The organism is Granulicella paludicola, from assembly GCF_025685545.1.
GTDB lineage: Bacteria > Acidobacteriota > Terriglobia > Terriglobales > Acidobacteriaceae > Granulicella > Granulicella paludicola.
In genome coordinates, this window is record NZ_JAGSYC010000024.1 from 431,422 (window position 1) to 444,191 (window position 12,770).

At 56.1% G+C, this 12,770-nt stretch carries 9 protein-coding genes and 1 pseudogene; 5 read left to right on the top strand and 5 right to left on the bottom strand.

The annotated features are described in order from the left end of the window. Positions 1 to 43: 43 nt before the first annotated feature. On the bottom strand, positions 44 to 1,864 hold the full coding sequence (locus OHL14_RS11055; protein ID WP_263379404.1) for a sensor histidine kinase: 1,821 nt from the start codon (positions 1,862 to 1,864) through the stop codon (positions 44 to 46). A 36-nt stretch (positions 1,865 to 1,900) separates the two neighbouring features. Continuing rightward, positions 1,901 to 2,590, bottom strand: a complete 690-nt coding sequence (locus tag OHL14_RS11060; RefSeq protein ID WP_263379405.1) for a response regulator transcription factor — start codon at positions 2,588 to 2,590, stop codon at positions 1,901 to 1,903. 300 nt (positions 2,591 to 2,890) lie between these two features. Between OHL14_RS11060 and OHL14_RS11065 the strand changes: the two genes are divergently transcribed. Beyond that, positions 2,891 to 3,070, top strand: a complete 180-nt coding sequence (locus OHL14_RS11065) for a GreA/GreB family elongation factor (RefSeq protein ID WP_263379406.1) — start codon at positions 2,891 to 2,893, stop codon at positions 3,068 to 3,070. 124 nt (positions 3,071 to 3,194) lie between these two features. Next, a complete protein-coding gene (locus OHL14_RS11070) occupies positions 3,195 to 3,740 on the top strand; it encodes a glutathione peroxidase (RefSeq protein ID WP_263379407.1) in 546 nt (181 codons plus the stop codon). Positions 3,741 to 4,316: 576 nt separating this feature from the next. On the opposite strand, the gene OHL14_RS11075 is transcribed toward OHL14_RS11070, so the two are convergent. After that, positions 4,317 to 4,535, bottom strand: a complete 219-nt coding sequence (locus OHL14_RS11075; RefSeq protein ID WP_263379408.1) for a hypothetical protein — start codon at positions 4,533 to 4,535, stop codon at positions 4,317 to 4,319. Positions 4,536 to 4,669: 134 nt separating this feature from the next. Here OHL14_RS11075 and OHL14_RS11080 point away from each other — a divergent pair, with 134 nt between their 5' ends. Next, the gene (locus tag OHL14_RS11080; RefSeq protein ID WP_263379571.1) at positions 4,670 to 4,933 is read left to right on the top strand and encodes a cytochrome c3 family protein; all 264 of its coding nucleotides are present in this window, start codon (positions 4,670 to 4,672) and stop codon (positions 4,931 to 4,933) included. Positions 4,934 to 5,189: 256 nt separating this feature from the next. Here the strand turns inward: OHL14_RS11080 and OHL14_RS11085 are convergent, their stop codons facing one another. Next, on the bottom strand, positions 5,190 to 5,408 hold the full coding sequence (locus OHL14_RS11085) for a hypothetical protein (RefSeq protein WP_263379409.1): 219 nt from the start codon (positions 5,406 to 5,408) through the stop codon (positions 5,190 to 5,192). A gap of 2 nt (positions 5,409 to 5,410) precedes the next feature. Further along, positions 5,411 to 7,867, bottom strand: coding sequence for a GH92 family glycosyl hydrolase (locus OHL14_RS11090; RefSeq protein WP_263379410.1), 2,457 nt, complete (start codon positions 7,865 to 7,867; stop codon positions 5,411 to 5,413). A 152-nt stretch (positions 7,868 to 8,019) separates the two neighbouring features. On the opposite strand from OHL14_RS11090, the pseudogene OHL14_RS11095 reads away from it, so the two are divergent. Beyond that, positions 8,020 to 8,450, top strand: a pseudogene (locus tag OHL14_RS11095) (glycoside hydrolase domain-containing protein). Between the two features lie 669 nt (positions 8,451 to 9,119). Further along, positions 9,120 to 12,692: a TonB-dependent receptor gene (locus OHL14_RS11100; protein WP_263379411.1), complete on the top strand. Its 3,573-nt coding sequence runs from the start codon at positions 9,120 to 9,122 to the stop codon at positions 12,690 to 12,692. Positions 12,693 to 12,770: the final 78 nt, after the last annotated feature.

A 12,770-nucleotide genomic window follows, 5' to 3' on the forward strand; every position in this document is an offset into this window, starting at 1 on the left:
ATTGGCGACACTTGGCGGAAATAGCGCCTTCTTGGGATGCGGATCAAGGCGTTACCCTCAAAGAAGCTTCGCTCTCAACGGCAGCGGGCATGGAGGGGTCAGAGGGAATGAGCAGGAAAAACTCTGTCTGCCAGCCAGCAGCGTCGTTTTCGACCCGCCGCATTCCGGCACTTCCTCCATGGGCTTCGACGATGCGTTTCACCAGCGCCAGCCCAAGGCCAATGCCACTCTCCTTACCTGCGCTGACGAACGGCTCAAAAAGACGAAGAGCTATCTCCTCGCGGACACCTTCGCCATTGTCGCGGATGCGGATGGCCGCGACCGCGTTGCCGTTCAAGTCGGTCTCCTGTTGAAGCAGGATGCTGATCGCCGCCGGCGACGGCGAACGCCTTGCTGCCTGACACGCGTTGAGAAGCAGGTTATAGACCGCACGCTGAAGTCCCTTCCCGTCGATGCGCCCAACCAACTCGACGAAACCGCCCGTCTTAATCACCACTCCACGCGCGTCCGGGTGCGGTTGAATCATCGCCAGCGCACGCTGTACAGCGGCCGTAACCGAATCCGGCGCAAGCTGCACAGCGATGCCCGTCTTGCTGAAGGTGAGAATGGCATCGAGCAACTCCGTCATGCCCCGGGACGCCTCGGTAATCTCGTTGAGCAGCTCAGTCCGCTCCTCACTGGATAACGCACTGGAAGCGAGAAACTCCGCATTCGCATAGATGGGTGAGAGATAGTGGCGCAGGTCATGTGAGATGGAACTGGCCAGGCGGCCGATGGTGGCTTGACGTTCTCCTTCAACGAGTTTGGCTTGGCTGGACAACACCTCGGCATGCATCTTCTCAAACGCCTCACTTAGCTCGCGCAACTCCTGTAGGCCCGTCGCAGGCACCGGAGCGATGACTTCTCCGCGCTCCATCTGCCGGGTACTTTGCAGCAGGGCGTCCAGCGGTCGAGTGACAGTCCCAGCAAGTGCGAATGCAACGACGCCGCCTATCAGCAGAAGCAACACACCGATGCCCAAAATCCCGCCATTGAGTTCCCTTAGCAGGGCGGTTTTCTCTTTGTCCGATTGCAAAAGGACAAGGTAGATCGAAGGTGTTGTCCCCGTTGCGCCCTGAAGCAAAACGGAGGACGCCATATAGGTTTCGTCCCCGAGCTTCAAAGCACGCGCGAACTCCCTTCCAGGCATCCCCGCTGTGATTGCAGGTATTAGCTTTCGCCTCTGGCTGGCGTCGAGCGTGGATGCGATAACCCTTTCGTGGGTTGCGAAGACCACCTGTCCTGCGGGGGAACGCCCCACCATGCTCGCCATTTGATCGTTCAACTCATACCCTGTACTGATATACCCCAGCACCCGGCGCTGCTCTCCAGCGGCGAAGGAGATAGGCTCGGTTGCCACCTCAAAGAGACGTCCTGAGATGACCATAAGTGTGGTCCGGTAGGGTGTATCGCGAGAGCGGGCCAGCGCCAGTGCACAATCGTTGACAGCTACTGAACGACCGTTGGAGTAGACCGCCAGCAGAGTTCCGTCCGTGCGCATCAGCGCAAAAATGTCGCTGCCACTTGTCTGCCAGAACGTCTTACCTGCGTCCATGATGGTCGGCTGATGGTTGGTGGTCATCAACGCCTTCAGGCTGGGAAGCTCGGACAGTAGGGCTGTCTGACGAAGCAGCAGGTCTTGCCGTTGCTGTTCCATTGCCTGAAAGGTATTGCGCGAACGCAGCATCTCGGCCAAGGACGTACGGCTGACCTGCCGGTTGACCGTAAAGCCGGCCAACAATAGGAACAACGATGTCATGGAGATGACGATAGCCAGCAGGACGAAGAACAGACTTTGCCTAATCCCGAGTCTTCCGCGTCTCATCTCGCTCCTGTTCGCATCGCCAATGGATCCCTTGGTCTAACCTTCGGGAACAAACTTGTAGCCAGCACCGTGGACCGTTCTTAGATAACGAGGCTCTGTCGGGTTTGGTTCCAGCTTCTGCCGCAACTTCAAGATTTGATTATCCACAGTTCTTGTCGTCGGGTAGACCTCATACCCCCAAACTTCTGTCAAAAGCTGTTGCCGCGAAAGGACCCGCATGGGATTCTCGAAGAAGTATCGCAGCAGCTTGAACTCCTGCGCGGTAAGGCTCATTGGCACTCCCCCCCGCACTACTTCCATCTGATCCAGATCGATGATGACATCTCCAAAACCCTTCGGCACCTTTACCTTCGCCCCCATGCGGTTGCTCCGGCGAATCGCGGCCTGGACTCTCGCCAGCAGCTCGCGCGGGCTAAACGGCTTAGTCATGTAGTCATCCGCTCCAAGTTCCAGCAGCAGCACCTTGTCCGCTACCTCGCTTACCGCGCTTAAAATGACGACAGGTAGATTCGGTTGCTGCTCTTTGAGGTTGCGGCACACCTCACGCCCCGAGATCTTCGGCAGCATCAGGTCGAGCACCACGGCCTCTACCCCTAGCGCGCTCGCTGCCTTCTTTGCATTCACTCCGTCATGGAGAATTTGAACTTCGTAGTTCTCCCCTTCAAACAAACGGCGCAGCGTCTTTTGAATGCGAATGTCGTCTTCGATCACCAGAATGATGCCCATAAGCAACCATTATCAGGCAAATCAGAATGAATCTACACCAAGCAGCCGCGAAGCGCTGACAGAAGTATATTGTCGGCAATCTCGATTGAGACAGCGCCGACAATGGTACCTAGATACCTTAGACATTCCGGTGCTGCAATTGTGAACCAGGCTTTATGGAACTAACGCCGTCCCTTTACCTTACTGTCCCACAACCGCACCCAACCAAACAGCGCCGTTTGTTATCTCTGATCCTGTTTTCAGCGGGCTGCGGTAACCACGCTCGGTGCGCTTTTCGGACAGTCTTGCGGGAGGCCTGGAATGGATCTACAAGTAGCTCGGTGGGTGCATCGGCGATATCGCGTCAATCCAGTCGGCACCGACGAGGGCGACCTCGACCGCAACCACATCAATTGGGTGTCGCCTCTGGGTCGCGCGTCGATGCAATCCACCGAGGGAGACAGCGTCGTTCTGGAAGCACCGGGCGGCAATGAGCTCTGAAGGTGCTGGAAGTGTGTTACGAGCAGATTGCTGCAGAGCCCTTCCGTGAACCTATCGGCTCTACGCTGCATAAGAGTGAGCCGCACAGTTACACTAGGCGCATCACGATTTTCTGGAGTCGCCCGTGCGAAAGATCTACCTGATGTTGATGGTGTTGTTCCTCAGCGGCGTGGCCGTGGCCGATGCTGGCGCGCCCGTCTACAAGTTCAAACTGAGCACCATAGATGGTGACCCCACCACGCTCGGTGCTTACAAGGGCAAGGTGCTGCTGGTGGTCAACGTCGCCAGCGCCTGCGGTTTTACGCCGCAATATACCGCGCTCGAGGCCGTTTATGAGAGGTACAAGGACAAGGGCCTCGTCATCGTCGGCGTACCTGCGAACAACTTCGGCAATCAGGAATCCGGCACCAACAAAGAGATACGGGAGTTCTGCAGCGGCAAGTTCCATGTGAAGTTCCCGATGATGGCGAAAGTCTCGGTAAAGGGCGACGATAAGACGCCGCTCTACCAATACCTTACGTCGGCACCCAACGTTGGTGGCGAGATTAGGTGGAACTTCACCAAGTTCCTTATCGCACGCAACGGACAGCCGATCGCTCGCTTTGAGTCTGCCGTGACGCCGGATTCGCCAGAGGTGATCTCGGCGATCGAGTCTGCGCTGAAGCCATAGTCGCTACGATGCGTCAAAGCCCGCTCTCCAAGAGCGGGCTTTTCTAGTCTCAGAAAACGCTGTTACCCGAAGGTAGCCGACACGAATATGCCCGCGTACTGCACTGTGGGGAAAGGCTGCATATGACTTTCAGGTAGATGCGCCGCGCCGACTGGGATGATTGAGACCGTAAAAAAGCGAAAAGAGGTTGTTCGTTTTCCCATCTCGAACATCATTCGAGATGTCATCAACTTTTAATGGTCGACTAACGAGGATCCTACGTCCACTCATACGCGACAGCAGATCCCTTCTGTGAGCAGACCGTAATCGCCGCGACGGGCCAGTGCGGGCCGGTTGCACAGATCTTACTGGGATGAGGCTGTTCCCAATTGAGCCTGGAGCACAGGGCGCGCGATCTATCCGATACCAATGGAGTGACGCTTAATCGCTAATGCGCTCGACGAGCAACGCGCGGAGTGGAAACGTGCATTGGCCTGTTCTCGCCAATCCACATCCAGATCTGGGGAGAATAAGCCGCTCACTGAGAACGACGTCTGCGAGACCGTAACCGATTCCGTGCGGTGTTTATTTGACGGACTATTTAGCCAGTTTGAACTGACACTCGAACTCATCAGACCCTTCGAGCAGTAAGTGGCTCTCTAACGCAAGATGCCGGCAAGTTCGATTGACGTCCCGCGGGATCTCGTCTAGCTGTTCCGCAAGGTCGGTGAAGTGTTGCCACTTCTGAGGGTAGCGCGAGAGGACTCGTTTACGAAGCTGAGCTTCTTCTTTGACAAAGAGGGTCGCGATCGTCATCCGACTCCATCGATTTTTGTGGCTCGTGTCATCGCTTTTTTGCAGATGCCAGTCTGTCAACCGGCCAGGGCGCAGACACGGCAGTTGTCCGATTTCAGCCGTATCCATTGGAAGAGAGCATGTGCTGGCGCACCATGAAGGATGAACGCCTGACGTGTGTTGCGTGCCATAACCCGCATCAGCCGTTGAATCGTGATCTGGTCACTTATGACAAGAAATGCCTTAGTTGCCATAGTTCTGGTGATCTGTCGATGACTCACCCCGCGATGGCATGTTCGAAAGCCACATCTAAGTGTGTTTCGTGCCATATGCAGAAGGTCACCATAGCGACCATACATGGAGACTTTACAAATCACTTCATCCGGATCGCTCGGGAAGGGGAGCCTCTACCGGGCTAACCGGAGAGAGAGAGTCGCTGCGCAAGCTCCCTCTGCGTATTGCGGTGCAAGAGATCCACAATACGTGGCACTCTGGTCGGATCGTCTTTCGCATAGCCCACGGCAAGCTCAGCTATGAGATCAGCTTCCTTCACTATGCTTAGATGGAAGTAGGAATCACTCAGAATGCAGAGCAACGGAGGCGAGACATTTCTCGACTTCACAAACTGGCTCGCTGCATCCTCCCAGCGCTGTTCGCGGTAACGGACCTCCCTAACTAAGCTACCGCCAACTGAGAGTCGGGCTGCACCGCCAACTCCTGCGTGAAGTCATGCTCGGCATGATCGAGGTCGCCTTCTGTGTTTGAACTACAAATGGGCTCAGCGCCGTCCGAGACCTGCGGAGTGGCGATGCCGCCACCCTCGGTTCGGATGCGGGCTTCCGGCTCTGCGGAAAGGTGAATAAATACCCGGGGTTGGCGGTGCGTTTCTGGCATTGCTATGGCTCGAAGGAGGGCGGGGCATCCTTCGTATCCGTTCCCCACTTTTTGTCTGGCGTTGCGCTTAGCTCAAAGGTGATTGTGCCGCCGTGTTCTACAAAGCTTTCCGGCAGCCAGGTCTTGCTTTCAGTTTTCCGATTGACTTCTAGGCCATGCACGTAGGGGGCGTCCGTCGCAGCGCCGTGTGCCACTACTGTGATGTCTCCGGCTGCGCGATGAATTTTGATGAGAGGGAAGAGCGGGCTGCCCAGCACCAGCTCGGCGCGGCCTGGAATCTCGGGATACATGCCGAGGGCTGACCACACATACCACGATGACATTTCGCCGAGATCGTCATTGCCGGGCATACCTTTGGGGGAGTTCGTCCAGATGGTATTGAGCACCTTACGGACGGCCTCTTGCGTCTTCCACGGCTGCCCGAGGAAGTCGAACAGCCACGGTGTCTCGATAGAAGGCTCATTGTTCAATTCAGCGTGCAGGCCACCCGACTGCGTAACCGCGAGGCTGCCATCCGGGTTGTAAAAGAAAGCGTTCAGGCGTTGACTGGCCTTCTCGGCACCGCCCAGCATTGTGAACAGGCCTTTTACGTTGAACGGGACCATCCAGAGATATTGCGCGGCACTCCCTTCCACGAAGCCGTCGTCCGAGGCAGGATCGAACTTGGGCCATGAGCCATCGGCGTTGCGGTTCTGGATGTATCCAGCTTGCGGTGTAGCCTGAGGGTTGAAGATGTTCTTCCAGTACTGGGCTCTCTCGAGGAACTGACGGGTCGTTACCTTGTCTCCCATACGACGTGCCAGTTCGGCGATTGCGAAGTCCGCTGTCGAGTCCTCGAGCGTGTCCGCAGCAGGACCCCAGGCGGGTGAACCGACGGGGATGTAATGCAGCTTGAGCCACTGATCCAACGCCGGTCTCTGGCCGATACACGAAACCTCGCATCCTGCGTTGCTGAGATCATGCGCCGAGGGAACGGTGGCTGCTACACGCAGGGATCGATAGGCGGCTTTCAAATCAAAATTCCTGCCACCGAAGGCGAGTATGTCAGCGATGGCAGGCGCGGCCGGATCGCCGTTCATCACATGCGTGATGCCAGAGTTGTGCGTCCAGCGATCCCACTCGCCTCCGTTCTGATTTGCCTGATTCAGAAGAGACTGTGCGAGGTCACTTGCGACTTGAGGCTCCAGCAAGGCGAGCAACTGCAGCTGCGAACGGTAGACATCCCAACCGGAAAATGTACCGTACTGAGCCTTTTGAGGCGCAGCGACGGCATGCACCTTGCTGTCCATGCCTACGTAGCGGCCATCGACATCACTGGCAAGATTTTCCCCCATCAGCGAGTGATAGAGAGCGGTGTAGAAGACCACCTGTTCATCGTGCGTGCCGCCGCCGATCTCGACCTGACTCAGGGCACGATTCCATTCGGCGTGTGCTCTCTCGTACACGGTTTCAAACGGTGTACCTTTGGGGTCTTCGGCGCGCAGGTTGGCTTCTGCATTTTGTTCGCTTACGTAGGAGATGCCGACGCGTACACCCACTGTCTTCGACTTCGACGTATCAAGCTGTAACCAGGCACCCGAGCCTTTACCTTGCGGCACAAAGCCTTTAGATCCATATGTAGTTCCACCGCTTGCCTCTGTTGTGCCGGGACGCACGGCTGCATCCTGCCAAGTCCCCGTAGCTGTGATCGAGGCGTCAAAATGAGCTACGAAGTAGAGGGTGTAGTAGCTTCGGCGGTCCTCGGTGCCGATATAGCCGCAGAAGTTTCCACTGGTGACGGAGCCGGAGACGGTACGGTTCTCGGCGTCGATTTTCACGCTGGCGTCGGTGCTGCCGGTTTCGGAGTTCGCCGACCGAATAAGCATGACGGCAGGCTTGTCCTCAGGATAGGTGAACTGTGCTGAGCCGGCGCGCAGCGTGGATGTCAGCTCTGCGATGACGCCATTGTCGAGCCTGACCCGATAGAAGCCGGCCTTCGCTGTTTCGTTTGAGTGGGAGAACGTACTGCCATAGACTTCCGCGCTTTGATCCTCTGCAGGCGATGAGGTGATTTCGCCTGTGTAGGGCATGAAAGGGATATCGCCGCTGGCTCCCGCGCAACCTGTCCCCATGAGATGAGTCAGGGAGAAACCGCTGATGCGGTTGGAGGAGTATTCATAGCCACCGGGCGCTGCGGGGCGTCCAGGTTGATCGCGCTTCGATCCCGGGATGCCTTCGACAGGTTTGCGCGGAAGATTCCGTGGCTCCTCAGGGCTCCATGCCAGCATTCCCAGTGGCAGCGTCGCGCCGGGATAATCATTGCCACCGTTGGTGGTGCCGATTAGAGGATTTACAAGCGCAGCAGGGTCTTTTACGAACACGGCATTCTGCTGTGGCTGAGCATCTCCGTAGCTGAACGGCAGCACGGATAGACATACAGCAACCGCCACACACCATAGGCTCCACTTGCGTTCAAGCATGATCTCTCCTTGAGGCTCTGCGTCTTCCTCAGGGTTCTGCAGACAGCAAGCTGCTGATAGCCCTGGTCGCCATTGTAGACCGCTGCCCTCAGCGACCCGGCCGTATGCCCCGACCTACAAATTCGGCTTGTATAAACTCAACTTATTCGATGATGCTTGCAGCTTTTGCCTTTTCGTCTGCGCAGGGGAAGAGGCGCAAGGCGACGGCCTACGTGAATCTTTTGATCGGCAGCCAGCGGAGCGCGATCGGGTATGGCGGCCACAACGTACATAGCAATGAGCCGAACCACCATCATCCCTATCTCTACGATTTTGCCGGCGAACCTTGGAAGACGCAGGCGAATGTGCGATTTCGGCGAAGGAGTACGGTTTTGATGACGGTGGTCTTGATGGCGATGATGATTGTGGGCAGATGTCCGCCTGGCTGCTATTTACAGCCTCCGGCCTTTATCCGGTAAACCCAGCGAGCGGTAACTACATGATTGGCAGTCCGCTCTATGCAAGGATGTCACTTCGATTGGCGAATGGAAATACGTTCATCGTGGATGCCGAGAATAACTCAGCGAAGAATATGTATATCTAAAGTGCAACGATCAATGGAAAGCCGCTGACTATTCCTGTGATCACGTGGGAGCAGATTCAGAAAGGTGAACCTGTTCGCTTTGTGATGGGTGCAAATCCCTCGAAGTGGGCCATAGACTGGCGGCCCAAAGCTGTTGAGGCGGGTCTTTCGGACAGCGAGAAGTAGCAGCCACTTTCGGAAGGTCCGGCCATAGGACTCGCTTCCGCCTAATCCCGTTGAAGCGCGCGCCAGTGCGAAGGATTTTCTGTTGGAGTCTCTTCGCCGCTGGATTCACCCGAAATTTACTTGTGCCAGCTAAACGGCGCGAGTAGATTTCTCGTGGCCGCCACTAGGGACGTTTATCCCGTTTGCGACGGGACGAGATTCACTCAGTTCGTTGCGTTCTCACTTAGCTCCCTTGAGCTACTGCGGAGCGAAGCCTTTCTGCGCTAACGCGGACGCATGTGGGGTAAGCGACCAAACAAGTACGCTCTAAATAGAGGCAATTCATGTGATTTATCGGCTCCTCCTGTTGAAGTGGATTCGCTTAGCCAGCAGATTTCCGTTACCGCTAAAGTGCTTGACAGGAGATTTTCGCGGGGCGTATAAGCTCACCCGCTCTGACAACACAGTTTTTTCTGACTTGGAAACAGCTTCATCTATTTCTGACTCACTTTTCAGGAGAGCCTCATGAAGAACGTCATATCTTTGAAGAACCTGCGCCTCCGGGCGGTCGTTTTCGCGCTCTTTCTCGTATGCGCTACCGGGTATTCACAGTCGGACGTAGGCAGCATCAGCGGATTCGTAAGAGACAAGTCTGGAGCTGTTGTGCCCAACGCAAGTGTGACCGTTCGTAATGAAGGAACGGATGAATCGCACACCGTGACATCGGATCCGGGAGGACATTACTCGGTGCCAAATCTGGCCCCAGCAACGTACAGCATCTCTGCTGTAGCGAATGGATTCAGCAAATTTGTGAGTGTGCACAATCCCCTTGGCGCGAGCACGGCATTGGCTGTCGATGCGACACTGGCGACGGGTTCGGTGAGCGAAACTGTCGAGGTGACAGCGACTGCGGTGGTATTGCAAACAGAGTCTGGTTCGCTGCAAAGCGAGATCAGCGGTAGGACGATCACGGATCAACAGCTCAACGGGCGCAACCCACTTTACATCGGTGCTCTCATTCCCGGTATGCGCGGCGGCGGTACGCTGGGTGATTTCAACTTTGCGATCGGCGGGGGTGTGCCGTTCAACGTGAACGGCGCGCGCACGCAGGACACCATGGTGACCTTCGATGGCGCTCCCGGTGTGCGCACTCGAGGCTCGTCTCAAATTATCGGCGTAGCGAATCCGGATGCCATCGAGGAGATGCAGATCCTGACCTCGGATTACCAGGCGGAGTATGGAAGCTCCGCTGGCGGTCAGATGCGTATCGTATCGAAGAGTGGCACGAAGGACTTCCATGCGTCCGCCTATGAGTATCTCCGTAACTCGGCGATGAACGCGAACACCTGGCAGCGCAACCAGAGCGCGACGACGAAGTTTCCGTCGCCGTTCCGTTACAACAACTTTGGCTTCACGTTCGGCGGACCGGTTTACATCCCTGGCGTGCATTGGACCGAGAAGTACCGGCAAAAGCTATTCTTCTTCGTAAGTGAGGACTGGATCCGTTATCGCTTCACCGATACGCAGACTCAGGCCGTGCCCACGAATCTGATGCGGCAGGGCAACTTCAGTGAATTGCTTCAGACGAACCCCTGGTACACAGCGCCGACGCTCGTCTATAACCCAGCAACGTGCCCGGTAAATAAAGCATCGACCTGCGTTCAATACACCAACAATACGATTCCGCTGACTGCTCAAAGCGCGAACGGCATGGCGATCATCAATGCTTATCCTGCGCCTACACCGGGATACTTGAACGGCACCCAAAACTGGATAGCTGGCGCGGCTCATCCGATCAACCAACGCAAGCAGTCCATCAGTTTTGACATCGTACCGAACGATCACCATCACATCTCGTTCCGTCGTCAGAACGTGACCTACAACGAGTATCTTCCGTTCGATCAAGGATCGGGGCTTACGGGGCGCTACTTCAACCGGCCAAATCAGACGAATGGGCTGACGTGGACATGGATCATCAATCAGAGCACGATCAACGAAGCCCGCGTGACCTATAGCCTCGACCAGGTATATATCCCTGTGAATCTTGCGCTCGCCGGCTTCAACCGCGGTACGTTGGGCATCAACTTCCCGTACATCATTCCGGGGCAGAAGGCGGCGGAGAATAAGATTCCAACGGTTAGCGGCCTTGGGAATTTCTACGGTCTGGCTGGAGGACCGTATCCGTCGCACTCCGGCGGCCCTATCTACACGTTTTCAGATAGCTTTACGAAGGTATTGGGAAACCACACGATGAAAGTGGGCTTCCAGTTTCAAAATTCGGGCGAAAATGACAACGACCAAATCAATGTGTCGACCGTTCCGGGCGGAGCGAACAATCAGAACGGTAACTTTGTCTTCAGCGATACCAGAACTAATCTTGGCGGTACGACCGGTGTCGGGTTGGCGAATCTGGCTTCGGGCATTTCGGATAGTTACACCGAGATCGGGCCAAAATCGTACACGGTCTGGCGTGGCCAAGTGTTTGAGGGGTTCGCACAGGACTCGTGGAAAGTGAACGCAAAGCTGCACCTTGATTACGGTCTGCGCTATACCGCTCTTACGCCCTACAAGGCTGCGTGGGGGAATGCTGCGTTCTTCGACCCGGCATCGTACACGACATCTGCGGCACCGCCGGTCAGCACCACCACAGGCAATGTGACGCTGGGAGTGGGAAATCCTTACGACGGTATGGTGATCCCGGGTATCTCGAAGTTTCCGTCTTCGGCTGTGGCACACGGCGTTGTTGGAGCGACGGCTACAACGGCCAACACCGCTTGCGACGGCGGCCCCTGCTCGGCTCTGTTCGCGCCAAACTTGAAGAACGGATATGTCAACACCTCACAAGTCTGGCAGCCACGTGTCGGTATTGCCTACGAACTGACTCCGAAGACGGTCGTCCGTGGAGGATTTGGATCCTTTGCAACTCGAATGGGTTTGCTCGACAACATCTTCCCCGGCGGCAACCCGCCGTTCCAGCCGTTCGTCACGGTGAATGCGATTGCTGGCGATTTGACCGACAAGCAAGTCGACAACCCCGGGTACTCGCTTACCAGCACGACTGCGCCGGCACTGACCGTAACGACGCTGAACAAAAATCTGCAGGCACCCATACGGTACAACTGGAACGGCGCAATCCAGCGCGAACTGCCTTGGTCGTCGATGTTTACGGCAGCGTATGTTGGTGGTCGCGGATTACACAACTGGCGCGTGTATGACATCAATCAGCCGACTGTAGGAGCACAGCAGGTTTCTGCTGCGGCGCACGGAGGCACAAGCTATAACATCAATGCTCTGCGTCCGTACCAGGGGTATGCCGCAATTCAGCAGGAACAGAGCAATGGCCGCGGGCGGTATAACTCTCTGCAGTTATCGTTTCAGCACACAAACGCTCGGAATCTTACGCTGGGTGTGGCGTATACGCTCTCCAAGAGCACGGACGACAGTTCGAACTATCGCGATATCGTTCCTGATACGTACGACGTCAGTAATCTGTATGGGCCTTCGGAGTTCGATGCACGGCATATGCTCGTCGTGAACTATGTATACGCGCTGCCGTTCTTCCGTGAGCAGCACACGCTGACCAGCAAGTTGCTCGGCGGTTGGAGGATCGCGGGTGTGGCCCAGTTCCAAACCGGTGCGCCCTGTGGAGTCGGCGCAACAAACGACTATGCAGGCGTAGGCGAGGTAGGCAGTTTCGGATGCGGATCACAGGGCGAGTTCTGGACAATGAATGGCAAGCCGAAGATTCTTCACCAATTTGCCGGGTACGGCGGCACTGGAAAGTACTTTTCAACGACAAACAGCGATGGCACTCCGATTTTTACAGCTCCTGCGCTTGGAACCTTCAATCATCAACAGGGCGTAAGAAATTCGATCTATCAGCCTGGCTTCCAGGATTGGAACCTTTCATTGAAGAAGAAGTTTGGCATCACAGACACTGCCAATGCAGAGTTCACGGCTGACGCGTACAACTTCATCAACCATCCGAACTGGTCGGGACCGAACCTGAATCCGACGTCAGGTCAGTTTGGCGAGGTTACGGGTAAGTCAACCAGCAATCCTCGCACGCTGCAGGTCGGACTTCATATCGTTTACTAGCCCTGCCGACTATCAGCCCGGCACGGAAAAGCTTCCGGCCGGGCTGCTTTCGTTTTCGGAAGCAGGCGATAAAGTTGT

Excerpts from the sequence above, each read along its gene's own strand:
- OHL14_RS11090 (WP_263379410.1), bottom strand. The coding sequence starts at position 7,867 with ATGCTTGAACGCAAGTGGAGCCTATGGTGTGTGGCGGTTGCTGTATGT.
- OHL14_RS11055 (WP_263379404.1), bottom strand. The coding sequence starts at position 1,864 with ATGAGACGCGGAAGACTCGGGATTAGGCAAAGTCTGTTCTTCGTCCTG.
- OHL14_RS11080 (WP_263379571.1), top strand. The coding sequence starts at position 4,670 with ATGAAGGATGAACGCCTGACGTGTGTTGCGTGCCATAACCCGCATCAG.
- OHL14_RS11100 (WP_263379411.1), top strand. The coding sequence starts at position 9,120 with ATGAAGAACGTCATATCTTTGAAGAACCTGCGCCTCCGGGCGGTCGTT.
- OHL14_RS11065 (WP_263379406.1), top strand. The coding sequence starts at position 2,891 with ATGGATCTACAAGTAGCTCGGTGGGTGCATCGGCGATATCGCGTCAAT.
- OHL14_RS11060 (WP_263379405.1), bottom strand. The coding sequence starts at position 2,590 with ATGGGCATCATTCTGGTGATCGAAGACGACATTCGCATTCAAAAGACG.
- OHL14_RS11085 (WP_263379409.1), bottom strand. The coding sequence starts at position 5,408 with ATGCCAGAAACGCACCGCCAACCCCGGGTATTTATTCACCTTTCCGCA.
- OHL14_RS11075 (WP_263379408.1), bottom strand. The coding sequence starts at position 4,535 with ATGACGATCGCGACCCTCTTTGTCAAAGAAGAAGCTCAGCTTCGTAAA.